The organism is Pseudomonas sp. HS6 (genome assembly GCF_023375815.1).
Classification (GTDB): Bacteria; Pseudomonadota; Gammaproteobacteria; order Pseudomonadales; family Pseudomonadaceae; genus Aquipseudomonas.
The window spans coordinates 536303-559535 of the sequence record NZ_CP067412.1 but is presented as its reverse complement, the minus strand read 5'-3'; the positions used below and the strand labels follow the sequence as shown (position 1 = coordinate 559535).

Here is a 23233-nt window from a genome sequence, read left to right as displayed (position 1 = left end):
ATGCTGATCGGTCATCCCCCGGAATCCCGCGACGATGAACCGAGCGGTGCACGTGCGCATTTTCTTCAAGTGTTCCTCTCGCAGCGTCCGCAAATGGAAGCGCTGGTGAATCGCCGCGTCGGCTGTCGGGCCACGGCAGCGGATCTGGTGCAGGACCTGTTCCTGCGTTTCTGGCGTCGACCGCTGGTGCAAGTCGAAGAACTCAGCACTTACCTGTTGCGCTGTGCCGGTAACATCGCCATCGACCATTTGCGCAGCGAAGGCACGCGGGTTCGGGTCAATGAAGGCTGGCAACCGGATGAGCCGGACAGTAGCGCCAGCGAACCGCAAGCCGCACTTGAAGCAGGCAATGATCTGCGCCACGTCGAAGCTGCCTTGCGCGCATTGCCCGAGCGCACGCGGCAGATCTTTTTGCTCAATCGCATCCACGGGCGCAAGTACGCCGAGATCGCCAAAGCCATGGGCCTGTCCCAAAGCGCCGTGGAAAAACATATGATGCGCGCCCTCGAGGCCTGCAAGGCCAGCCTGCGCGAACCCGCGCCACGCCTGCCAGGGAAAGCACCGTGAATCACACCGACCGCGTCACCCCGACGCCCGCTCAGGAACAGGCGGCTTTTGCCTGGCTGAGCCTGTTGCACGACCGCCCCAGCACCGGTGATCAACTGACCTTTAGCCAATGGCTGCGCGCCGATCCGGCCCACGCCGAGGCATACGCCCAGGCACAGGTCATCTGGGAATTGAGTGAAGGGCCCGCCCGCACTCTGGCCGATGAAGAGGCATTCGCCTTGCAGGGTTATCTCAATGCGATGGACCGACCGCGCCGTCCGCAGGTCCGGCGTTGGGCCGGGGCGCTGGCGATGGCGGCCTGTCTGTTGTTGATGATCAGCCTCGGCACCGGTTGGCAGCCGCAGCGCTGGGTTGATGATCTGGGCGCCGATTATGTTTCGGCGCCCGGCGAAATCCGCACCGTGACCTTGGCCGATCAGTCGCAGGTCACGCTGGATGCTGACAGCGCCATCGCCGTGGATTTCAGTCATGGCGAGCGGCATGTTCAGGTACGTCGAGGCGCCGGGTTTTTCAGCGTGACCCACACCGGTGAGCCGTTCGTGGTCGAGGCTGAAAAGGGCCAGGCTCGGGTGCTTGGTACGCAGTTCGAAGTGCGTCTGCAACCTCATGGCGCACAAGTCACCGTACTGTCCGGGCGCGTCGGTGTGACGGCGGCGCGTGATGCCGAACAGCAGGTTCTCACCGCCGGTCAGCAAGTGGCGTACGGCGAAGGCGCAGCGCAAAAACTGCATGCCGTGGACAGCGAAGCGCAACTGGCCTGGCGTCAGGGCTGGCTGACTTACTACAAGTCGACACTGGCCGATGTGGTGCAGGATCTGCGGCGTTATTACCCGGGACGGATCGTGTTGCTCAACGACGAACTGAGCGCGCGCAAGGTCAGCGGAAGCTTTCCGAGCAAGGACCCGCAAGCCGTGCTGAATTCGCTGCAAGGGGTTCTGGGATTCAATCAGCATCAGGTATTGGGCAAGCTGATCATCCTGCGCTGAAAATATTTTCAAATTTGTGGTGAGGTAAATCCCGGCGCCATCCGTGTAGTGACTGAAACTGCGAGTCATTCGCATCCGTTGCGGTTCTACACAGGTCATGAGCAATGAAGTCCAGGGCAAAATCGGGTTCGGTCAAACAGTGGTTCGGTGCCTCGGCGCTGAGTTTTGCGGCGTTGGCGTTGCTGCCGATGAGCGTGGCGCAGGCCGCTGACAGCAACAGCAGCCAGCCACAGAAACAGTTCAGTTTTTCCCTGGCCGCCAAACCGCTGCCGCAAGCCTTGAGCGACTTCAGTCGCGTGACCGGCCAGAGCGTGGTCTACACCGTCGAAGCGCCGTACGGCCTCAACGCGCCGGCGGTCAACGGGCAGATGAGTGCCGAACAGGCGTTGCAGCGTCTGCTTGCGGGTTCCGGCCTGACCTTCCGCCGCACCGACAGCCATACCCTGGCACTCGAACCGCAACCGACCGCAGGCGCGTTGAACCTCAGCGCAACGAACATCACCTCGGTCATCGATCAACCGATGAGTTACCAGCCACTGGAAACCAGTTCGGTGATGCGCTCCTCGGCCTCGCTTCAGGAAATCCCGCAGACCGTCAACGTGATCCCGGCCCAGGTCATTCGCGATCAGGCGCCGCGCAATCTCGATGATGCGCTGGCCAACGTCAGCGGCATCACCCAGGGCAACACGCTGGGCAGCACCCAGGATTCGGTGATGACCCGGGGCTTCGGCGACAACCGCAACGGCTCGATCATGCGCGACGGCATGCCGGTGGTGCAGGGCCGTGGCATGAACGCGACCGTGGATCGCGTCGAAGTGCTCAAGGGCCCGGCCTCGCTGCTCTACGGGATTCAGGACCCGGGTGGCGTGGTCAACATGGTCAGCAAAAAGCCCGAACTGACCCAGTACAACGCCCTGACGCTACGTGGCTCGACCTACGGTGACGGCAAGAACGGCAGTGGCGGCTCGCTCGACAGCACCGGTGCGCTGGGCGATTCCGGACTGGCCTATCGCATGGTGCTGGATCACGAAGACGAAGATTACTGGCGCAACTTCGGTACCCACCGTGAAAGCCTGATCGCACCGTCGCTGGCCTGGTACGGCGAGCGCACCAAGCTGCTGTTCGCCTATGAGCATCGCGAGTTTTTGACACCGTTCGACCGTGGCACGCTGATCGATCCCCGCACCAACCATCCGCTGGACATCTCGCGCAACGAGCGTCTCGACGAGAAATTCAACGACATGGAAGGGCGTTCGGACCTCTATCACTTCGAGGCCGATCACGAACTCAACGACGATTGGAAAGCCCATTTCGGCTACAGCTGGAACCGTGAAACCTACGACGCCAGCCAGGTCCGCGTAACCGCGATCGATACCAAGAAAGGCACCCTGACCCGCAGTATGGACGGCACTCAGGGCGCGATCAGCACCGACCGTTTCACCACCGCCAGTCTCGAAGGCAAGGTCAACGTATTGGGCATGCAGCATGACCTGGTGTTCGGCGTCGACGACGAGTACCGCAAGATCTACCGCGCGGACCTGATCCGCCAGAAAAGCCTGAGCACCTTCAGCTACGTCAATCCGGTCTACGGCCGCGAAGTCGCCGGTACCACCGTCAGCCCGGCGGACAGTGCGCAGACCGATCTGCTGCGCAGCGATTCGGTGTTCCTGCAGGACTCGATCCACCTCAACGACCAGTGGATTCTGGTGGCCGGCGGGCGCTTCCAGGAGTACGACCAGTACGCTGGCAAAGGCGTGCCGTTCAAGGCCAACACCGACAACAATGGCCAGAAATGGGTGCCACGTGCAGGCCTGGTGTATCGCTACACCGACGCGTTGTCGTTCTATGGCAGCTACACCGAATCGTTCAAACCGAACTCGACCATCGCCCCGCTGAGCGGCAGCAGCACGGTGCTTGACGGCAGCATCGCACCGGAAGAAGCCAAGTCCTGGGAGCTGGGCGCTCGTCTCGACATTCCGGGGCGTGTCACCGGCAACATCGCCCTGTTCGACATCAAGAAACGCAACGTGCTGGTGGCCAACGCCGAAGGCCCGACCACGATCTACAGCGCCGCCGGGGAAGTGCGTTCCCGTGGCCTGGAAGTGGATCTGACCGGCCAGCTCAGTGATCGCTGGAGCATGATCGGCAGTTACGCCTACACCGACGCCGAGGTCACGGAAGATCCGGACTACAAAGGCAACAAGCTGCAAAACGTAGCGAAGAACACCGGCTCGCTGTCGGCGGTCTACGACTTCGGCAGCGTGATCGGTGGCGATCAGCTTCGGGTTGGCGCAGGCGCGCGATATGTCGGTGAGCGAGCGGGTAACGCGGTGAATGATTTCGAGCTGCCGAGCTACACCGTGGCCGATGCGTTCGCCACGTACGACACCAAAGTCGAAGGGCAGAAGGTCAAGTTCCAGCTCAACGTGAAGAACCTGTTTGATCGCACTTACTACACGTCGGCGGCGAGTCGGTTCTTCGTGTCGATGGGCGATTCGCGGCAGATTTCGTTGTCGAGCACGCTGGAGTTCTGATCAACGCAAAAGCGCCTGGCGATACTCGCCGGGCGTTCCACCCAGCACCTGGCGAAAGCGGTTGGTGAAGTGGCTGGCACTGGCAAACCCGCACGCCAACGCAATCTCCCCTAATGGCAACGCCGTCCCCCGCAACAACTCCCGCGCCCGGCTCAAACGCCTCGCCAGCACATACTGATGCGGCGGCAAGCCGAAGCTCACCCGGAACATCCGCGCAAAGTGGTATTCCGACAACGCACACAACCCGGCCAGTTGCCCGAGGCTGATCGGCTCGGCCAACTGACTGTCGATGAACTCCACCAGTTGCCGGCGCTGATGTGGCGCCAGTCCGCCCTTCAAGCGCAAGCCTTGACGCGCGCCGACCTGGCTCAGCAGGGTATGGCTGATCAATTCGTGGGCCAGACTGCTGGTCAGCAAGCGCTCGCCAGGCTCGTCCCAGTTCAATGTCAGTAACTGGCGAAACCGTCGAGCCTGTTGCGGATCTTCCAGAAAGGTCTGTTCGCGCAGCTGCATTTGCCGGGGTTCGCGATCCAGCAACGTGACGCAACCCAGGGCAAATTGCTCGGCGCTGAAATACACGTGGGCCAGACGAATATCGCCATTGATCACCCATCCCGATTCGTGGTCGGCCGGCAGGATGCACAGCTTGTCCGGGCCGCCCTTGTTACCGGGCTCGCCACGGCGAAAAGTGCCGGTGCCGCCGGCGATGTAGCAGGAGAGGGTGTGGTGGCTCGGCGCTTCGTATTCCTGGGCGTCGTGGTGATTGGTCCACAAGGCTGCGGACAGGCCGTCACCCAACTCGGCGCTGTGCACAAGGCGTGCATTGGGCGAGTTGTTCAAGGCTTGGAAGACTTGCAGGGTATCGATGGCGGCCATGGTCGGTTCTCTTCAACGCCTTGCATCCTACTCCGTAGATTTCGCGCTGCCAGCCTGCGGCCCGACAAAAGCGCAAGTTTATGCAAGCGTGGGTGCAGGGCGTGGGCGGACACTGAAACCCAATCGAGGAGCGTCTGCCATGAACCTGTCGTTGTATTTGTTGACCGTGCTGATCTGGGGCACCACCTGGATCGCCCTGAAATGGCAACTGGGCGTGGTCGCGATTCCGGTGTCGATCGTCTATCGCTTCGGCCTCGCCGCGCTGGTGTTGTTTGCGCTGTTGCTGCTCAGCCGCCGTCTGCAACCGATGAACCGGCGCGGGCATCTGATCTGCGTGGCGCAGGGTTTGTGCCTGTTCTGCGTCAACTTCATGTGTTTCCTGACCGCCAGCCAATGGATTCCCAGCGGTCTGGTGGCGGTGGTGTTTTCCACCGCGACGTTGTGGAACGCGCTGAATGCGCGAGTGTTTTTCGGCCAACGTATTGCGCGCAATGTGTTGATGGGCGGGGCGCTGGGGCTGGGCGGTCTGGGTCTGTTGTTCTGGCCGGAACTGGCTGGGCATCACGCCACTCCGCAAACCCTGCTCGGCCTCGGCCTGGCGCTCTGCGGCACCCTGTGTTTCTCGGCGGGCAACATGTTGTCGAGCCTGCAACAGAAGGCTGGCCTCAAACCGCTGACCACCAATGCCTGGGGCATGGCCTACGGCGCGGCGATGCTGTCGGTGTGGTGCCTGGTCAAAGGCATTCCGTTCGAGATGGAATGGACATCGCGTTACATCGGCGCGCTGCTGTACCTGGTCATTCCCGGCTCGGTCATTGGCTTTACCGCGTACCTGACTTTGGTCGGTCGGATGGGCCCGGAGCGTGCGGCTTACTGCACGGTGCTGTTCCCGGTGGTGGCGTTGAACGTTTCGGCCTTTGCCGAAGGCTATCAATGGACGGTGTCGGCGTTGGCGGGGTTGGTGCTGGTGATGCTGGGCAATGTGCTGGTGTTTCGCAAACCCCGCGCACCGATACTGCCGAGTCAAGGCAAACTGGCCTGATGCGCATGAGCGCTGAATATTCAGCGCTCAACTTTTATGACGATGTAAATCAATAACGGAAATATGAAATCGACAATGTGCCGGGCCCAGTCCTTGGCATTCCATGTTTGCGAAGTGTCCATGTCGAACCATTCAACACCGATGGTTTGCAGGCCGACGTAATATACAAACATGGCGATCATCAAACCAATGAGCGAGAGTTTTTTGGCTTCGTGGAAAGCTTCGGCTGAATCGTTGATTTTCTGATAGAGATGATAAGTGCCCAGCAGGCAGCAAACGGTGTAAATCACCTCCAGCGTAATGATCAGCCAGTAGATGCGGTGGTGCAGCATGGGTGAGGTGATTGCCCGATATCGTATGTTTTCGTTGATCTGGGTGGTGTCCATGCTGAGGATGTGCCCGACATATTCATAGTTTGACGGATAGTCGGTGAAGTTGCTGTACATCACGAGAAGGCCGAAGATGCTGAAATAAGCCATGAGTATGACTTTGCTGTAGCGGATAAGTTGATCGGTGGTCAGGCTTTTCAAGGTTGATGTTCTCCAGAAAGTTTTAATTTCTGGAGAGTCTATAGCGACAGTGTCTGTTTCGTTGTTCAGTTCAATTGCAAGTTATGTGTGTTGGATAAATGATCGGGCAAGTGCCGTACAGCACTTGCCCGATTTTTTATCCGCGCCAGACCTGTGGATTCACCAGATCCTGCGGTCGCTCACCGAGCAGCGCGCTGCGCAGGTTGGCCAGTGCACGGTTAGCCATGGCTTCGCGAGTTTCATTCGTCGCCGAACCAATGTGCGGCAGGGTCACTGCGTTTTTCAGCTGGAACAGCGGCGACTCGGCCAGCGGTTCTTTCTCGTAGACGTCGAGGCCGGCGCCGCGAATGCGGTTGTTTTGCAACGCTTCGATCAATGCCGGCTCATCGACCACCGGACCTCGGGAGATGTTCACCAGGATCGCGTCCGGCTTCATCAGTGCCAGTTCACGATGGCTGATCAGGTGGCGGGTCTTGTCGCTCAGCGGCACCACCAGGCAAACGAAATCCGCTTCGGCCAGCAGTTGGTCAAGGCTGCGGAACTGCGCGCCGAGCTCCTGCTCCAGTTCAGTCTTGCGACTGTTGCCGCTGTAGATAATCGGCATGTTGAAACCGAAACGTCCGCGACGCGCGACGGCGGCACCGATGTTGCCCATGCCGACGATACCCAGGGTCTTGCCGTGTACGTCGCAACCGAACAGCGGTGCGCCGACGCTGGCCTGCCATTGGCCGGCCTTGGTCCAGGCGTCCAGTTCGGCGACGCGGCGGGCGCTGCTCATGATCAGGGCGAAGGCCAGGTCGGCGGTGCTTTCGGTGAGGACGTCCGGGGTGTTGGTGAGCATGATCCCGCGTTCGTTGAAGTAGGCGAGGTCGTAGTTGTCGTAGCCGACGGAGACGCTGGAGACCACTTCAAGTTTCGAGGCGTTTTCCAGTTGGGCCTTGCCGAGTTTGCGACCGACGCCGATCAGGCCGTGGGCGTGGGGCAGGGCTTCGTTGAACTGGGCGTTGATGTCGCCGTTTTTCGGGTTGGGGACGATGACGTCGAAGTCCTGTTGCAGGCGTTCGATCATGGGTGGGGTGATGCGGCTGAAGGCCAGGACTGTTTTTTTCATCGCTATGGGCTCGGCTTCGGGGCTTTATTGCCAAGCAAGCTAACATTTCTGTTTTGGGTTGTCTTGGCGGCCTCTGGGCCGACCAGACTTTTGGGGTTTGGGGTGAATATCCGTTTCTTCGGGTGTTGCGGCTGGCGGTTTCGCCCTTACGGCGAGTCACTTTGGCAAACGCCCCAAAGTAACCAAAACGCTGGGCCCCGGCGTTCGGCACCTCGCCTAGGCTCGGTGTTCCTTCGTTCCGGGATTCATCCGGGGGCATCGCCTACGGTTTGCTTCGCTGCACCTCCTCTCGATGCATGCGGCTGCGCCGCACGGTCGCTGCGCTCCCACCCCCGGATGAATCCCTCCACTCAGCCTGCCGAAGGGGCCGGCACGTCAAGAGCGGTACTCGAGCTAACGCTCATTGTGTTGAGTGGTGGAAAGCCAAAGCAAAAGAGGAGGAGGAAGCAGGAGCAGATGCGGCAAAAAGCAGTGGAAGCTGATGCTGATGCTGATGTGGATGTGGATGTGGATGTGGATGTGGATGTGGATGAGGTTGAGGTTGAGGTTGAGGTTGAGGTTGAGGTTGAGGTTGAGGATGAGGTTGAGGATGTGGATGTGGGTGTAGATGTGGATGCATGAGTCGAGTGGCATGCATTTTCGAACCCGAATTCACCTCGGTCTTCCACGTCGGTGTACCTCTCCCAGACAACTCGGTCAGTCCCCTCTCCCTCTGGGAGAGGGGTTGGCGCCCTCAACATCACCCCATTTTTCAGGACCGCCAACTCAATTCGCCACCCGCACCCCCGCCAGACTGCCACTCATCTCATAAGCCGCCAATTCCGCCTGATGCCCCGCCAGAATCTCCGGCAACGACCCACGCAAGTACTCGACCCAGGTCTTGATCTTCGCATCCAGATACTGGCGCGACGGGTAGATCGCATACAGGTTCAGTTCCTGTGAGCGGTAGTTCGGCATCACCCGTACCAGCGAGCCATTGCGCAAGCCTTCAATCGCGGCATACACCGGTAATACACCGACACCCATCCCACTGGTGATCGCGGTTTTCATCGCGTCGGCGGAGTTCACCAGGAACGGCGAGCTGTTGATGGTGACCATTTCCTGGCCTTCCGGGCCATCGAAGGCCCATTTTTCCAGGGGGATCACCGGGCTCACCAGGCGCAGGCAGGCGTGGTTCAGCAGGTCGCTGGGTTTTTGTGCGCAGCCGTTGGCTTTCACGTAGGCCGGGGAGGCGCAGACGATGCTGTAGGTGATACCCAGGCGTTGCGAGACGAAACCCGAGTCCGGCAGTTCACGGGCGAGGACGATGGACACGTCGTAGCCTTCGTCGAGCAGGTCCGGTACGCGGTTGGCCATGGTCAGGTCGAAGGTCACGTCCGGGTGGGTCTTGCGGTAGCGAGCGATGGCGTCGATCACGAAGTGCTGACCGATGCCGGTCATGGTGTGCACTTTCAATTGCCCGGCCGGGCGGGCATGGGCCTCGCTGGCTTCGGCTTCGGCCTCTTCGACGTAGGCGAGGATCTGCTCGCAGCGCAGCAGATAGCGCTTGCCGGCTTCGGTGAGCGCGATGCGCCGGGTCGTGCGGTTGAGCAAGCGGGTTTGCAGGTGGGCCTCAAGGTTGGAGACCGCGCGCGAGACGTTGGCCGTGGTGGTGTCGAGTTGCACGGCGGCGGCGGTGAAGCTGCCCGCTTCGGCCACACAACTGAAGGCGCGCATGTTTTGCAAAGTGTCCATGGGGTGCTCTCAAGGGAGATGGCAAATTGTGACACGAAGTTTCAGGGGCTGAGACCCCCGACCAAGGGATTATCTTGTTAACGGTAACAAAGATTCACAGGATTCCCAGCTTATCGCCGTTATGGCGCCCCCCTAGAATTGCGCCCACCTCGAAACATCTCCCACCTCAGGAATTCGCAGCAGTGCCGCGTCGCATCAACAGAGCGCTTTTGCCGCTCAGTGTTCTGGCTATTTCGTTAGGTCTCAGCGGCTGCATCGGAACCGGAGGCATTGCCCCGCAGGGCAAGGCACTGGAGGCCAATGAACTGGCCACCGACGAGGCCATCGCCCACGCTGCCCATGACGCAAACTGGCCCACAGCCCAATGGTGGCAGGCCTACGGCGACCCGCAACTCAATCGCTGGATCGACCTGGCCGTGCAAGGCAGCCCGACCCTGGCCATGGCCGCTGCGCGAGTGCGTCAGGCCCGGTCCATGGCCGGTGTCGCCGAAGCCGCCGAGTCGTTGCAGATCAATGGCGAGTCGACCCTCAAGCGCCACAATTGGCCGACCGACCAGTTCTACGGCCCTGGTGAGCTGGCCAACAGCACCACCTGGGACAACCACGCCGCGCTGGGTTTCAGTTACTCCCTCGACCTCTGGGGCCGTGAAAGCAACAGCACCGAAAGGGCCGTCGATCTCGCGCATATGAGTGTGGCCGAGGCGCGTCAGGCGCAGCTCGAATTGCAGAACAACATCGTGCGCGCCTACATCGAGTTGTCGCTGCATTACGCCCAGCGCGACATCGTCGCGGCGACGCTCAAGCAGCAACAGCAGATTCTCGAGCTGGCGCAGAAACGCCTGAATGGCGGGATCGGCACCCACTTCGAAGTCAGCCAGGCCGAAACCCCGCTGCCGGAAACCCATCGGCAGCTGGATGCGCTGGACGAAGAAATCGCCCTGAGCCGCAACCAGATCGCCGCACTGGCCGGCAAAGGGCCGGGCGCCGGCGCGCAATTGCAGCGTCCGACCCTGTCCCTCGGCGCGGCGCTGAAACTGCCGTCGGCATTGCCCGCCGAATTGCTCGGTCAGCGCCCGGACGTGGTCGCCAGTCGCTGGCAAGTGGCGGCGCAGGCGCGCGGAATCGAGGTCGCGCACGCCGGGTTCTACCCCAACGTCGATCTGGTCGGCAGCCTCGGCTACATGGCCACCGGCGGCGGGGCGCTGGAGTTTTTGACCGGCAAGAAACTCAACTACAACGTCGGGCCGGCGATCTCCCTGCCAATCTTCGACGGCGGGCGACTGCGTGCCGAACTCGGTGAAGCCTCGGCGGGTTATGACATCGCCGTCGCGCATTACAACCAGACCCTGGTCAATGCGCTGAAGAACATCTCCGATCAGTTGATCCGTCGCGAGTCGATGGACAAGCAGCAGACGTTCGCCGCCGAGTCCGTGGCCACTGCGCAGAAGACCTACGACATCGCGATGATCGCCTACCAGCGCGGGCTCACCGACTACCTCAACGTGCTCAACGCTCAGACCCTGCTGTTCAAACAGCAGCAGGTTCAGCAGCAGGTGCAGGCGGCGCGCTTGAGTGCCCATGCGGAACTGGTGACAGCATTGGGCGGTGGTCTTGGTGCGGGTAAAGACGTGCCGACCGCTGAGCAGACCGCCGCCCCGAAAACCCCGGCCCTTCTTCAAGCCCTCGACCACTGAGCAAGACTTAATGACTCCCTTGCCCGCACCTTTGCGCTGGCTCTACTCCCTGGAATGGCGCCGGGGTTTCTTTGACTGGGCACGCAGCGACGGCGTGACCTGGGTCTACATCTTCAAGGTATTGATCGCCGCGTTTCTGACCCTGTGGCTGGCGATGCGCCTGGAACTGCCGCAACCGCGCACGGCGATGATCACTGTGTTCATCGTCATGCAGCCGCAGAGCGGCCAGGTGTTCGCCAAGAGTTTCTATCGCTTCCTCGGCACCCTGGCCGGGTCGGCGATGATGGTCACGCTGATTTCACTGTTCGCCCAGAACACCGAACTGTTCCTCGGTTCGCTGGCGATCTGGGTCGGCATCTGCTCGGCCGGCGCCGCCCGTTGCCGCAACTTCCGCGCCTACGGTTTTGTGTTGGCCGGCTACACCGCTGCGATGGTCGGACTGCCGGCGCTGGCGCATCCAGACGGTGCGTTCATGGCGGCGGTGTGGCGGGTGCTGGAGATCTCGCTGGGGATTCTCTGCTCGACCCTGGTCAGCGCCGCGATCCTGCCGCAAACCGCCAGCGCCGCGATGCGCAACGCCTTGTATCAACGCTTCGGTGTGTTCGCGTTGTTCGTCACCGATGGCCTGCGCGGGCGCAGCAAACCGGAATCGTTCGAGGCCAGCAACGTGCGCTTCATCGCCGAAGCGGTGGGGCTGGAAGGGCTGCGCAGCGTGACCGTGTTCGAAGACCCGCACATGCGTCGACGTAACGGCCGGCTCAGTCGCCTGAACAGCGAGTTCATGGGCATCACCACCCGTTTCAACGCCTTGCACCAGTTGCTCGAACGCCTGCGCCGCAACGGTGCCGACCATGTGGAAGCGGCAATCAAACCGGGTCTGCAGGATCTGGCCGAAGTGCTCGACGGCTTCAGCGGCCGCGCCCTGACCAGCCCGGATGCAGCGCGTCTGGTGACGGCGCTGACGGCGTACAAGGAAGGTTTGCCGGCGCGGGTGCGCAGTCTGCGGGCGGTCTTCCAGGAAAGCGATCCGAGCGATGCCGAGCTGCTGGATTTCCACACCGCGTATGAACTGCTTTATCGCTTCGTCGATGACCTGCACGGTTATGCACAGACCCACGCCTCGCTGGCCGATCACAGCCACGAACGCGAGCGCTGGGATGAGCCGTTCACCCCGCAAACCAGTTGGTGGGCGGCGGCGGCTTCGGGGATTCGTGCCACGTTCATCCTGGTCGTGCTCGGCAGTTACTGGGTCGCCACGGCGTGGCCGAGCGGCGCGACCATGACCTTGATTGCCGCTGCCACCGTGGGCCTGTCGGCGGCGACGCCGAACCCGAAACGCATGGCGTTCCAGATGGCGTGTGGCACGTTCCTCGGGGCGTTGATCGGCTTCGTCGAGATGTTTTTCATCTTCCCGTGGATCGACGGCTTCCCGCTGCTGTGCATGATGCTCGCGCCGGTGATCGTGCTCGGCTCGTTCCTCGCATCGCGGCCGCAATACGCGGGTGTCGGTCTCGGTCTGCTGATCTTCTTCAGCACCGGTTCCGTGCCGGACAACCTGACGATCTACAACCCCTACACCTTCATCAACGACTACATCGCCATGGTCATGGGCATGCTGGTCTGCGCGGCAGCGGGGGCGATCATTCTGCCGCCGAACAGCCGCTGGTTGTGGCGGCGACTGGAGCAGGACTTGCGCGGGCAAGTGGTGTACGCCATCAGCGGCAAGCTCAAGGGCCTGGCATCGAGTTTCGAAAGCCGTACCCGCGACCTGATGCATCAGGCTTACGGTCTGGCAGCCGGTCAGCCGCTGGTGCAGAAAAACCTGCTGCGCTGGATGTTCGTGGTGCTGGAAGTCGGCCACGCGATCATCGAGTTGCGCAAGGAACAGGCGATCCTGCCGGTGCATCCGGCGTATGCCGAATCCCAGCCATGGCGCCAGGCGATCCGGGTCATGGGGCGCTCGCTGGTGCGGCTGTTCCTGCAACCGAATTCGAGCAATCTGGAACGTGCACTGGTGGCGGTCGATCACGCGATCAGCCGAGTCGCCGCCACCGACGAGCCGTTCGCGCCGCACTTCGATACCTCGGCACTGCGTCGGGTGAAAAGTTATCTGCACTTCATCCGCACCTCGTTGCTCGACCCGCAATCGCCACTCGCCGCCTATGCCATCGCCAAGCCCGAAGGACTTGCCCATGCCTCGTGAAATCGCCTTCCACGGCGTGTACATGCCGACCATGACCCTGATGTTTTTCGTTGCTGCGGCACTGGCCTGGGCGCTGGACCGGTTCCTCTCGGGGTTCGATCTGTACCGCTTCTTCTGGCACCCGGCGCTGCTGCGCCTGAGCCTGTTTACCTGTCTGTTCGGCGCGATGGCGCTGACTGTCTACCGTTGAGTCTGAGAATTGTCCCGATGAAAAAGTTTTTCAGCCTGCTCGCGACCCTGCTGGTGCTGGCCCTGGCGCTGTGGATCGGCCGCACGTTGTGGGAGCACTACATGAACACCCCGTGGACCCGCGACGGTCGGGTGCGCGCCGACATCATCAACGTCGCCGCCGACGTCACTGGTGAAGTGGTCGACGTGCCGGTACGCGATAACCAGTTGGTGAAGAAAGGTGATTTGCTGATGCAGATCGACCCCGAGCACTACCGCCTCGCGGTAAAACAGGCGCAGTCGCTGGTGGCTTCGCGCAAGGCCACGTGGGAGATGCGCAGGGTCAACGCCCATCGCCGCGCCGATATGGACGCCTTGGTGATTTCCAAGGAAAACCGCGACGACGCCAGCAACATCGCCGACTCCGCACTGGCCGATTACCAACAGGCCCAGGCGCAGCTGGAAGCCGCCGAACTCAACCTCAAACGTACCGAAGTGCGGGCGGCGGTGGACGGCTACGTGACCAACCTCAACGTCCATCGCGGCGATTACGCCCGCATCGGCGAAGCGAAAATGGCCGTGGTCGACATGAACTCGTTCTGGGTCTACGGCTTCTTCGAAGAAACCAAACTGCCCCACGTGCGGGTCGGCGATAAGGCCGACATGCAACTGATGAGCGGCGAAGTCCTGAAGGGGCACGTGGAGAGCATCTCCCGCGGTATCTACGACCGCGACAACCCGGAAAGCCGTGAACTGATCGCCGATGTGAACCCGACCTTCAATTGGGTACGTCTGGCACAACGGGTGCCGGTGCGGATTCACATCGATGAAGTGCCGGAGGGTGTGCTGTTGGCGGCGGGGATTACCTGCACCGTTGTTGTGAAGCAGGACGCTGTGGATAACTGACAGACCGCGTTGTAGTTATTCGCGAGCAAGCTCGCTCCCACAGGTATCACGGCGTCCAGGCATCCTGGGCACGTCACAATACCTGTGGGAGCGGGCTTGCCCGCGATGCAGGCGACTCGGTTTACAAGCAAATACTCAGCTTCTACTCGCTGCAAAACGTTTCGTGCAGATGCCGCCAGATCACCCGTCCGGATTCGGTTTTTTCAAACACTACGGTTGAACGCCGATCCGTGTGCAACCCGCTCGCATCGGTCTGCTGTTCGCGATAACTCACTGTCGCACCGCCTTCGTGCAAGGCAATCCCACAAAGCTCGCCGAGATCGATCCTGAATCCCTTCTTCTTCCCGCCCGCCATTTGAAACAGCGCACGCAAGGCCTCGAAATCCAGCACGCGCCCCAGCGGCGACACCATGGAAAACCGGGGCGAAAAACGTGTCAGCAATCGCTCCAGCGCGGCCTCTTCTTCCTCCACGGCAAACCATCGTTCGATGGCTTCGTGGGCTTGTATCACTTCGTCAAAATAGTCGGCGTAGTCAGTCATGTGGATTTTTCCTGAAGGTGAGGTGAGTGCAAAAGGGCGAGCACGTTCGATGAGTCGAAACGCAGCACGGCGGCCATCGGCAACAGCGTGAGCAAAGCGGCGGCGAGAAAGCAGTATTTGAAACCGTTGGCGCCCAACGCGCCCAGCAGTGAGCTGAGCAGCGCCGCACCGAGGCAGAAACCGAGCTGACGATTGATATTCCACAGCGCGCTGGAATGGCCCATTTTTCCCGGCGTGATGCCGACAAACGCCAGCGTCTGCGCGGTGACGCTGCACAAACTGCCACCCAGTCCCATCAGGGCGTAGGCGAAGATCAACGGGACGCTGGCGGGTTGGTCGATCTGCATCAGCACGACGATGCCAAGGCATTGCAACAGCATGCCGGCGATCAGCAATGGCTTGGGGCCGGCCCGGTTGAAACGGCGTTTGCCCAGCATGATCGCCACGCCCGAAGCCGCCGCCCAGGAGAGCATCAGCGCCCCGGTGTGCGCTGCGCCGAAACCGAGGTCGTGCAGGTACAACACGGCAATCATGTTGGTGCCGGTGAAGATGCCGGGCACAAACAGGTAGATCAGCATCGCCAGTCGCAACGAGGGGTTCTTGATCAGTTGCAGGTCGAGGACCGCCCCGGGTTTGCGCCAGCCATCGCGCAGGTATATCCACAGGGTCACGGCGCTAAGTAGCAGGACACCGCCCGCGAGGTGGCGGGTAGCGGGTTCACTCGCCAGGCTGACGGCAATCAACAACAGACTCAGGGCTGACACCGCCAGCAGCAGGCCGCGTGCGTCCAGTGCCGGGCGCTCACTCGTTGGCTGATCCGCTTTCAGCCAGAACAGGCCCAATCCGAAAGCGAAAAGCGCCACCGGCATGTTCAGGTAGAAAATCCAGCGCCACGACAACGCTTCAACAATCAAACCGCCCGCCGCCGGCGACAGGGCCGGCACCATCAGTGCCACCAGCAAAACCACCCCCGTGAAGTGCGCGCGTTGTGTCGCGGGAAACTCTCTATAGGCCAAGGCCTGACCGACCGGTAGCAACAACCCGCCACCCAGCCCTTGCAGCAGTCGCCAGCCGATCAGGCTTTCAATCGAGCTCGCCTGAGCGATGAGCCCGGAGGCGATCCCGAACACCAGCAACGAACCGAGGATCAGCCGCCGCTCACCCACCCGCGCAGCCAGCCAAACGCTCATCGGAATGATCAGTGTCAGCCCGAGCATGTAGGCGTTGGTGATCCACGCCAGTTGCGTCACCGAGGCGTGCAGCTGTGCGGCAATGTCCGGGTAGGCAATGCTGGCGGCAAACATGTTCAGCAGGTCGAGGGCGAACCCCAACAGATACACCAGCGCGACTTTCGAGCGATAGGCCATGGCAGCTTCCCTATGATGAAGCGTGCAGAGTAGGGCGCTGGCGGCGATAGAAATACGCTGGTTTGGCTGCTAGTTTGTCAAAATTATTTTGACAGTGAGCGGGATGAAAATGGTCAGCCTGGACCGATTCGATACCTTCAAGGCCGTGGTCGAGGCCGGCTCGTTGACCGCCGCCGCTGACACGCTGGGGCAGACGCGCGCGGTGGTGAGCTTCAACCTCAAACGTCTTGAGGAAGAGTTGGGTGTCACCTTGCTCACCCGCAACACCCGGCAACTGGCCCTGACCGATGCCGGCGAACGTTTTTACCGGCGCTGCCTGCGCACGCTGGACGAAGCGCGGTTGGCGATCGAAGAGGCGCGCTCGGAACACTCGCAGCTCAAGGGCACGCTGCGCATCACCACAACCGTGGAGTTTGCCCTGGCTCAGGTAGTGCCGGCGCTGGAGGTATTCCGTCAACAGCAGCCACAGTTGAATATTCACTTGTCCACGTCTTCGACCCATGCCGATCTGATTTCCGAACGGTTCGATCTGGCGATCCGCTTGGGGCGCATGCATGACTCCAATCTGCGGGCGGTGCAGTTGTCGAAGTTCGAGGTGTTTGCCGTGGCAGCGCCGGGGTTGGTCGAGAATTTTGCACCGGTCGATACGCTGGCGGTGCTGGAATCGATGCCGACGCTGGGGCATGGGCGAGTGCCGGAAATGACGGTCAGCGACCCCGCCGGCACCGAGCATCTCTATCAGCCAAAACCGGGAACCACCGCCATTGTTGCCGACAACTCCGCGACCCTGCGTGCCTTTGCATTGACCGGGCAAGGCGTGGCGATTTTGCCGCAATGGCTGATTCAGGAAGACCTGGACGCCGGGCGATTACAGCGTTTGCTGCCGGATTACCGCTTCGCCCAGCAAGGCGTGTACGCGCTGTACCCGGACACCCGGCACCTGCCACTGAAGGTGCGGGCGTTCATTGATTTCATGAAAGGTTGGGAGTGATGCTCTGCGGTGTCTGCACTGGCCCCGTCGCGGGCAAGCCACGCTCCCACAGGTTTAGCGGTGTGCTCAGATATCCAGTACGGCACAAGAACCTGTGGGAGCGGGCTTGCCCGCGATGGCAGCGACTCGGTCTCAGAGTTGCCCGCGCAACCCGAAGCGCTTCATCAACGTCGACTCCAGCAAGCCCTTCGGCAGCAACGTCGCCAACAGCGGCAAAGCCCGGCTGCCATTGCCGATGCGGATCAGCCGTGGCGGTTTGCTCTGCTGCACAGCCTTGAGCAACTCCGCAGCAAATTCGCTGGCCGGGGTCGGTTTGTCCTGCGAAGCCTTGGCCCGCGCCCGGATGCCTTCACGCAACGGAAACCACGGCGATTGTTCGTTGATCAGTTGTTCGGCCTCATGCCCGGCATTCTTGGCGAAGCTCGATTGAATCGCCCCCGGCTGCACTTCCAGCACGCGAATCCCGAATGGCGCCAGCTCCATGCGCAACGCATCGCTCAACGCATGCACTGCCGCTTTCGAGGCGCAGTAGGCCCCGGCAAATGGCGTGACCAGCACCCCGGAAACACTGCCGACATTCACCACCAATCCCTTCGCCCGGCGCAGCACCGGGAACAGCGCACGGGTCACGCCGACTATCGAGAACACGTTGGTTTCGAACTGGCGCTGCATGGCCGGAACACCACCATCGAGCAGCGGACCCATGGCGCCGTAACCGGCATTGTTGATCAGCACATCGAGGCCGCCGTGTTGCTGGTTGATTCGCTCGGCGAGTTGTTCCAGCGCTGCATTGTCATTGACGTCGAGCTGCACCGCCGTGAACCCGGCCGCACCGAGTGCCGCGACATCTTCAGCCTTGCGCGCACTGGCCCAGACTTCGTAGCCGGCGCTTTTGAAGGCATCGGCGAGGGCGCGGCCGATGCCGCTGGAACAACCGGTAATCAACGCAACGGGCATGGCGCATTCCTTGTGCAAAAGAGTGGGAGAGGGGATCAGTCGGAGAAACTACCCTGCAATCGCTCGGCGCGAAACTCCAGGGTTTGCGGGCGATAGCCGGAACGCAACGGCGGCATCGGCAGGCAGTCTTCCCAGTTGCCGCCGGCCTGCAATTCGCCGGGGCCGCGATAGCGTGGGGCGGCGTATTGATTGTCGGCCAGGTTCACGGTGTCGCCCGGCGCGTACGCCGCAATGCGCCAGCGCAACTCGGTCAGCGGCACGTCGTTGCCGTTGTTCATCTTCAGTTGCAGCGGGCGATCCGCCGGGCACTGTTCAGGTGCATAGGTGATGCGCAACTCCAGGCGTGCCAGTTGCTTGACCTCGCGGTTGTCCAGCCACACCACCCACATCGCCACCAACCCGAGGCCGACAGCGGCGGCCATCGACACCGGCAAGGCCTTGGCCGGGTAGCGCAACAGCAGGATCAGCCAGGTGATGACCAGCAAGACGCCGATGAACATGTTCGAACGCTCCTTGAACTTGTGAGTGCCATCCTACCGAAGGGGCGCGGGAATGGACATTCGCGGATTGATCGGTGGCGCCGTTCGTCGGGACTGTAATTTCTGACAGTAGCCGAACCAGCGTTGAGCTTGCTCAGATGCCAGAGGCAAAAGAGCGCCGGTCGCGCGGGGAAGCGCGTTTCATGAGCTTGCATACCAATACGCCGAGGATGTCTGTGTTCGACCCGCGCGGATTGTCGGTTCGCACGGTCGACCATTATCGAACCGTCGAGGGTGCCCCCGTCGAGCCCCGGATCAACCGCACTCTTCACGATCCGGCAGGGAATGCGGTGAAACACTGGGATCCGCGGCTTTGGCTGTCACAAGCCGGCGACCCGCTGACGCCGGCCAACCTGACGCAGGTGTTTGCTCTGGACGCCTCGATGATTCGTTCGGACAGCGTCGATGCCGGTGCGCAAATCGAGTTGAAGGGGCTCGCCACACAAACGGTGTTCCGTTGGGATAGCGGTCAGACGCAGCGCGAGATCACGCACGACAATTTGCTGCGCCCCGTCGCGATATTTGAACAGGGGGCAGGTGAGCCTCGGCGTTGTGTCGAGCGCCTGACCTACGGTCATCCCGGCAGCGGGGATCAGTCGCGAAACCAGTTTGTTCAGCTGATTCGTCATGACCATCCGGCCGGCAGCGTGCTGTTCAACGCGTTTGCAATCATCGGCCCGTGCACCGAAGACACCCGCCACTTCACTCTGGATCCGCTGACACCTGACTGGCCGGTGCAGGAGGCGGATCGCCTGCGGCTGCTGGAGCCTGGCGTCGGTGCGACATCGCGGTGGCGCCATGGTGCGCTGGGGGATGTGCTGGAACAGACGGATGCCCGAGACAACCGGCATACACTCGCGCTGACCGTCGATGGCCGCTTGCGCGAGCGCCGCTTGCAGTTGAAGGGGGAGCCTGAGCAGATCCTGGTTACTGACATTCGCTACAACGCACAAGGCGATGCCACGCAGGAAACTGCCGGCAACGGTGTGCAAACCTCCCGGACCTATCGCCCCGAAGACGATCGCCTGCTGGTCCTCTGGACCGAAGATGCCCACGTTCGAGTGCTGCAGCACTTCAGCTATGAATACGACAGGATGGGCAATGTCCTGAGTATCGAAGACAAGGCACTGCCGATCCGTTACTTCGCCAACCAGCGCATCGAGCCAGTCAGCCGCTTTGTCTACGACAGTCTTTACCAGTTGATCAAGGCGTTCGGGTGGGAAGGCGGCACTGTCAATCAGGGCCCGCAATCAATGGGGCGCATTGATCCGGGGGCGGTCAGCAACTATCAGCAGACTTACGAATATGATCCCGGTGGCAACCTGCTCAACCTGATTCATGTCGGCTCACAAAGCCACGGGCGCAAACTGCAACCAGCGAGTTACAGCAACCGCGCTTTGCTTTACGAGGATGTGCCTCCCGACGACGCGCAAATCGAAGCTGTCTACGATCGCAGAGGAAACTTGCTGGCGCTGGAGCCGGGGTGGATGCTGAGCTGGAACCTGCGCAACCAACTGCAATCGGTCAGCCCGGTCGAACGCGCCTCCGGTGTCAATGACAGAGAGACCTATCTCTACGATGGCAGCAGCCAGCGGGTGCGCAAAATACGCGCTTTGCAAACTGGAGCCCGCACCCTGATTGCCGACGTGCGCTATTTACCCGGGCTGCAGTTGCGCACCAGCAACGGAACCGAAGAACGGTTGCAGGTCATCATTACCGACAAAGTTCAAGTACAGCATTGGGAGAGTCCGCCGCCTTCGGGAGTCAACAATCGGTATCGATACCAACATGTCGATCACTTGGGGTCGGTCAGTCTGGAAACTGCCGATGACGGCGCGTTGATCAGTCGCGAGACGTTTCACCCTTTCGGCACCAGTGCCTGGCAGGACGGCGAATTCAGCTACAAATTCGTTCGTTACTCAGGCAAGGAACGTGATGCCAGCGGGCTGTGCTACTACGGATTTCGCTATTACATTCCATGGTGGCAGCGCTGGCTGAATCCTGACCCTGCGGGTGCAGTCGATGGGCATCACCGGTTTCGGGCGATGCGTAACAGTCCAGTCGTCTATGTGGATAACGATGGGCGGGCACCCAACAATACGTCATCGACGCAAGCGCCCGATCAGGTTTATCACGACCTGGCGCAACAGGGAAAAATCGAGGGCTGGCAAGCCGCAGGCATGCAACCGATTCGCAATTTTTTTGAACACAGTGAAGACCCGAGCGTGCAAGCCTACCGACGGGAAATTCCCCGTGCTCTGGAAGCGTTGAGCGCAAATGACAATATGCGGTTGCTCAACACCCATCAGGCACACGTGATTGCCGCCGCACGGACCCAGACCGCCTCGCCTTCGGGAGCGGTGCTGTATCACTCAGGTGAAATCATGTCTGCCGCTATCAGCACGGTCATAGGCGAACAGGCCACAAGCCGCATCATGGGGCCGCTGTCTGTGGCGTTCAACAGCCCGATAGAGGATCCGCAAGTATTGGCCGTAAGGCGCGATACCGTGGCCTCCGGTTTTCTCGGAGCGGGCAGGGCGGCGTTTCGCTCCAATCGGCCGGCAGTGCGTGTGGCCGGGGCTGTGAGCATGGCGATGGGCAATGCGATGAGGGTGACGGAATCTGCGACTGTCATCCAGCACAGAATGTTGTCTGCGACACCGGAGTCTGGTGCCGTGATGCTCACTGCGCAACGCACAGCATTTGAGCAACCGGTGAGACCTGTCATGGTTGCCGAATCACCGTCGTCGCAGGCTGAGTCAGGGCACAATCCGCCTAGCGCTTTGGCCCGGACCTTGTACGCGGTAGCGTTTACTTCACAGGTTTCCAGTCGTGTACGTACAAGACGCGCGTCACCCCCGGGGCAGATGCAATCTGGTCCGAGCAGAAGATTGTCTCGCGGGTAAATGTCAAAGCCCCCGCCCAACCCGCTGCGGATAGGGGACGCAGCGGGCTGGACGGGGGCTTTTTATTGCCGGGCGATCACTGCGCGATGGTTTTCACCGACACGCCGCGTTCGATCGGGGTGGAGCGACCGTAGATATCTTCGAAACGCTCGATATCGTCTTCACCCAGATAGCTGCCGGACTGCACTTCGATGATTTCCAGCGGGATCTTGCCCGGGTTGCGCAGGCGATGGACCGAGGCGATCGGGATGTAGGTCGACTGGTTCTCGCAGAGCAGGAACACGTTTTCATCACAGGTCACTTCGGCAGTGCCGCTGACCACGATCCAGTGTTCGGCGCGGTGGTGGTGCATCTGCAGCGACAGGCACGCACCCGGCTTGACCGAGATGTGCTTGACCTGGAAGCGTCCGCCCATGTCCACCGAGTCGTAGGAGCCCCACGGACGGTAGACCTCGCAGTGGTTCTGGGTTTCGCTGCGGCCTTGCTCGTTGAGCGTGTTGACCATCTGCTTGACGCCCTGAACCTTGTCCTTGTGGGCGATCATCATGGCGTCCTTGGTTTCGACCACCACGATGTTTTCCAGACCGATCACCGACACCAGTTTGCCGTTGCCGTGGATCATGCAGTTCTTGCTGTCCTGGATCACCACGTCGCCCTTGCTGACGTTGCCGTTGGCGTCTTTCTCGTTGACTTCCCACAGCGACGACCAGCAACCGACATCGCTCCAGCCGGCGGTCAGCGGCACCACGCAGGCGCGTTGGGTTTTTTCCATCACGGAATAGTCGATGGAGTTGTCCGGGCAGCAGGCGAAAGTGGCTTCGTCGAAGGTGATGGTGTCGTTATCCTGCTCGCTGCGTTCAAGGGTCAGCAGGCAGGTGTCGTAGATGTCCGGATCGTGCTTTTTCAGCTCTTCGAGGAAGCGGCTGGCGCGGAACAGGAACATGCCGCTGTTCCAGTAGTAACCGCCGGATTCGACGTACTCGGTGGCACGTTTGACGTCGGGTTTTTCCACGAAGTGTGAGACACGGCTCACGCCTTCCGGCAGCAGCGAATCGCCGGTGGACTTGATGTAGCCGTAACCGGTTTCCGGTTTGGTGGCCGGCACGCCGAACAGCACCATTTCGCCGTTTTCGGCGGCGACGGTAGCCAAGGCCAGCGCACGTTGCAGGGCTTTCTGGTCTTCGAGGACGTGGTCCGCCGGCAGCACCAGCATCAGTTCGTCGCGACCTTCATTGACCAGCATCATCGCGGTCAGCGCCACGGCCGGCGCGGTGTTGCGGCCGAACGGTTCCATCAGGATGCGCTGGCATTCCAGGTTCCGGTTGCTCAGCTGTTCGTTGACGATGAAGCGGTGATCCTTGTTGCAGACCACGATCGGGGTGTCCATGCCTTCGAACACCAGACGCTCGAGGGTTTGCTGGAACAGCGTGTGTTCGCCGGTCAGGGCGAGGAACTGCTTGGGAAACTGCTTGCGCGAAAGCGGCCAAAGACGTGAGCCGCTACCACCTGACAAGATCACCGGAATCATATTGTTTACTCCATTAATTCGATTAGTTAGGCCTTTGTGGGAGCTGGCTTGCC

General features: G+C 61.2%; 20 protein-coding genes. 11 read left to right on the top strand and 9 right to left on the bottom strand.

The window, feature by feature from the left end; translation table 11 throughout:
- The 3 genes from JJN09_RS02690 (at nucleotide 1) to JJN09_RS02680 (ending at nucleotide 4087) form a co-directional block, all read left to right on the top strand.
- Entirely contained in the window at nucleotides 1-567 is a 567-nt protein-coding gene (locus JJN09_RS02690) for an RNA polymerase sigma factor (RefSeq protein WP_096819110.1), read from the top strand.
- The gene (locus JJN09_RS02685; protein WP_249485455.1) at nucleotides 564-1553 is read left to right on the top strand and encodes a FecR family protein; all 990 of its coding nucleotides are present in this window, start codon (nucleotides 564-566) and stop codon (nucleotides 1551-1553) included. The genes JJN09_RS02690 and JJN09_RS02685 overlap by 4 nt, the downstream gene beginning before the upstream one ends.
- Before the next feature lie 104 nt (nucleotides 1554-1657).
- Nucleotides 1658-4087 (top strand): TonB-dependent receptor, encoded by a 2430-nt coding sequence (locus tag JJN09_RS02680; RefSeq protein ID WP_249485453.1) that lies wholly within the window; start codon nucleotides 1658-1660, stop codon nucleotides 4085-4087.
- On the opposite strand, the gene JJN09_RS02675 is transcribed toward JJN09_RS02680, so the two are convergent.
- A complete protein-coding gene (locus JJN09_RS02675; protein ID WP_249485451.1) occupies nucleotides 4088-4963 on the bottom strand; it encodes a helix-turn-helix domain-containing protein in 876 nt (291 codons plus the stop codon).
- 139 nt (nucleotides 4964-5102) lie between these two features.
- Between JJN09_RS02675 and JJN09_RS02670 the strand changes: the two genes are divergently transcribed.
- Complete coding sequence (locus tag JJN09_RS02670; RefSeq protein ID WP_249485449.1) at nucleotides 5103-6005, top strand: DMT family transporter; 903 nt, start codon at nucleotides 5103-5105, stop codon at nucleotides 6003-6005.
- Nucleotides 6006-6025: 20 nt separating this feature from the next.
- On the opposite strand, the gene JJN09_RS02665 is transcribed toward JJN09_RS02670, so the two are convergent.
- Together JJN09_RS02665 and JJN09_RS02660 are read right to left on the bottom strand one after the other, a co-directional pair.
- Entirely contained in the window at nucleotides 6026-6535 is a 510-nt protein-coding gene (locus JJN09_RS02665; RefSeq protein WP_249485447.1) for a DUF2165 family protein, read from the bottom strand.
- A gap of 136 nt (nucleotides 6536-6671) precedes the next feature.
- A complete protein-coding gene (locus tag JJN09_RS02660; protein WP_249485445.1) occupies nucleotides 6672-7646 on the bottom strand; it encodes a D-glycerate dehydrogenase in 975 nt (324 codons plus the stop codon).
- A gap of 408 nt (nucleotides 7647-8054) precedes the next feature.
- On the opposite strand from JJN09_RS02660, the gene JJN09_RS02655 reads away from it, so the two are divergent.
- Entirely contained in the window at nucleotides 8055-8267 is a 213-nt protein-coding gene (locus JJN09_RS02655; protein ID WP_249485443.1) for a hypothetical protein, read from the top strand.
- A 144-nt stretch (nucleotides 8268-8411) separates the two neighbouring features.
- Here the strand turns inward: JJN09_RS02655 and JJN09_RS02650 are convergent, their stop codons facing one another.
- A complete protein-coding gene (locus tag JJN09_RS02650) occupies nucleotides 8412-9380 on the bottom strand; it encodes a LysR family transcriptional regulator (protein ID WP_085711718.1) in 969 nt (322 codons plus the stop codon).
- Between the two features lie 182 nt (nucleotides 9381-9562).
- Here JJN09_RS02650 and JJN09_RS02645 point away from each other — a divergent pair, with 182 nt between their 5' ends.
- Genes JJN09_RS02645 through JJN09_RS02630 form a run of 4 tightly spaced genes read left to right on the top strand, consistent with a single transcriptional unit; the run spans nucleotide 9563 to nucleotide 14351 of the window.
- Nucleotides 9563-11074: an efflux transporter outer membrane subunit gene (locus tag JJN09_RS02645; protein WP_249485441.1), complete on the top strand. Its 1512-nt coding sequence runs from the start codon at nucleotides 9563-9565 to the stop codon at nucleotides 11072-11074.
- Nucleotides 11075-11084: 10 nt separating this feature from the next.
- Nucleotides 11085-13277: an FUSC family protein gene (locus tag JJN09_RS02640; protein WP_249485439.1), complete on the top strand. Its 2193-nt coding sequence runs from the start codon at nucleotides 11085-11087 to the stop codon at nucleotides 13275-13277.
- Nucleotides 13267-13467, top strand: coding sequence for a DUF1656 domain-containing protein (locus tag JJN09_RS02635; protein WP_003221811.1), 201 nt, complete (start codon nucleotides 13267-13269; stop codon nucleotides 13465-13467). Before JJN09_RS02640 ends, JJN09_RS02635 begins: the two co-directional genes overlap by 11 nt.
- A 17-nt stretch (nucleotides 13468-13484) precedes the next feature.
- Nucleotides 13485-14351, top strand: a complete 867-nt coding sequence (locus JJN09_RS02630) for an HlyD family secretion protein (RefSeq protein ID WP_085608130.1) — start codon at nucleotides 13485-13487, stop codon at nucleotides 14349-14351.
- 142 nt (nucleotides 14352-14493) lie between these two features.
- On the opposite strand, the gene JJN09_RS02625 is transcribed toward JJN09_RS02630, so the two are convergent.
- Together JJN09_RS02625 and JJN09_RS02620 are read right to left on the bottom strand one after the other, a co-directional pair.
- Complete coding sequence (locus tag JJN09_RS02625; RefSeq protein ID WP_249485437.1) at nucleotides 14494-14892, bottom strand: DUF4440 domain-containing protein; 399 nt, start codon at nucleotides 14890-14892, stop codon at nucleotides 14494-14496.
- Nucleotides 14889-16259, bottom strand: a complete 1371-nt coding sequence (locus JJN09_RS02620; protein WP_249485436.1) for an MFS transporter — start codon at nucleotides 16257-16259, stop codon at nucleotides 14889-14891. Before JJN09_RS02620 ends, JJN09_RS02625 begins: the two co-directional genes overlap by 4 nt.
- 109 nt (nucleotides 16260-16368) lie before the next feature.
- Here JJN09_RS02620 and JJN09_RS02615 point away from each other — a divergent pair, with 109 nt between their 5' ends.
- Entirely contained in the window at nucleotides 16369-17250 is an 882-nt protein-coding gene (locus JJN09_RS02615) for a LysR family transcriptional regulator (RefSeq protein WP_249490882.1), read from the top strand.
- 132 nt (nucleotides 17251-17382) lie between these two features.
- Here JJN09_RS02615 and JJN09_RS02610 read toward each other — a convergent pair whose 3' ends face one another.
- On the bottom strand, nucleotides 17383-18207 hold the full coding sequence (locus JJN09_RS02610) for an SDR family oxidoreductase (RefSeq protein ID WP_249485434.1): 825 nt from the start codon (nucleotides 18205-18207) through the stop codon (nucleotides 17383-17385).
- A gap of 35 nt (nucleotides 18208-18242) precedes the next feature.
- Nucleotides 18243-18707, bottom strand: coding sequence for a multidrug transporter (locus JJN09_RS02605; RefSeq protein WP_249485432.1), 465 nt, complete (start codon nucleotides 18705-18707; stop codon nucleotides 18243-18245).
- Between the two features lie 182 nt (nucleotides 18708-18889).
- On the opposite strand from JJN09_RS02605, the gene JJN09_RS02600 reads away from it, so the two are divergent.
- Nucleotides 18890-21652, top strand: a complete 2763-nt coding sequence (locus JJN09_RS02600; RefSeq protein WP_249485430.1) for an RHS repeat domain-containing protein — start codon at nucleotides 18890-18892, stop codon at nucleotides 21650-21652.
- A 76-nt stretch (nucleotides 21653-21728) separates the two neighbouring features.
- Here JJN09_RS02600 and JJN09_RS02595 read toward each other — a convergent pair whose 3' ends face one another.
- A complete protein-coding gene (locus JJN09_RS02595) occupies nucleotides 21729-23180 on the bottom strand; it encodes a mannose-1-phosphate guanylyltransferase/mannose-6-phosphate isomerase (protein WP_249485428.1) in 1452 nt (483 codons plus the stop codon).
- Nucleotides 23181-23233: the final 53 nt, after the last annotated feature.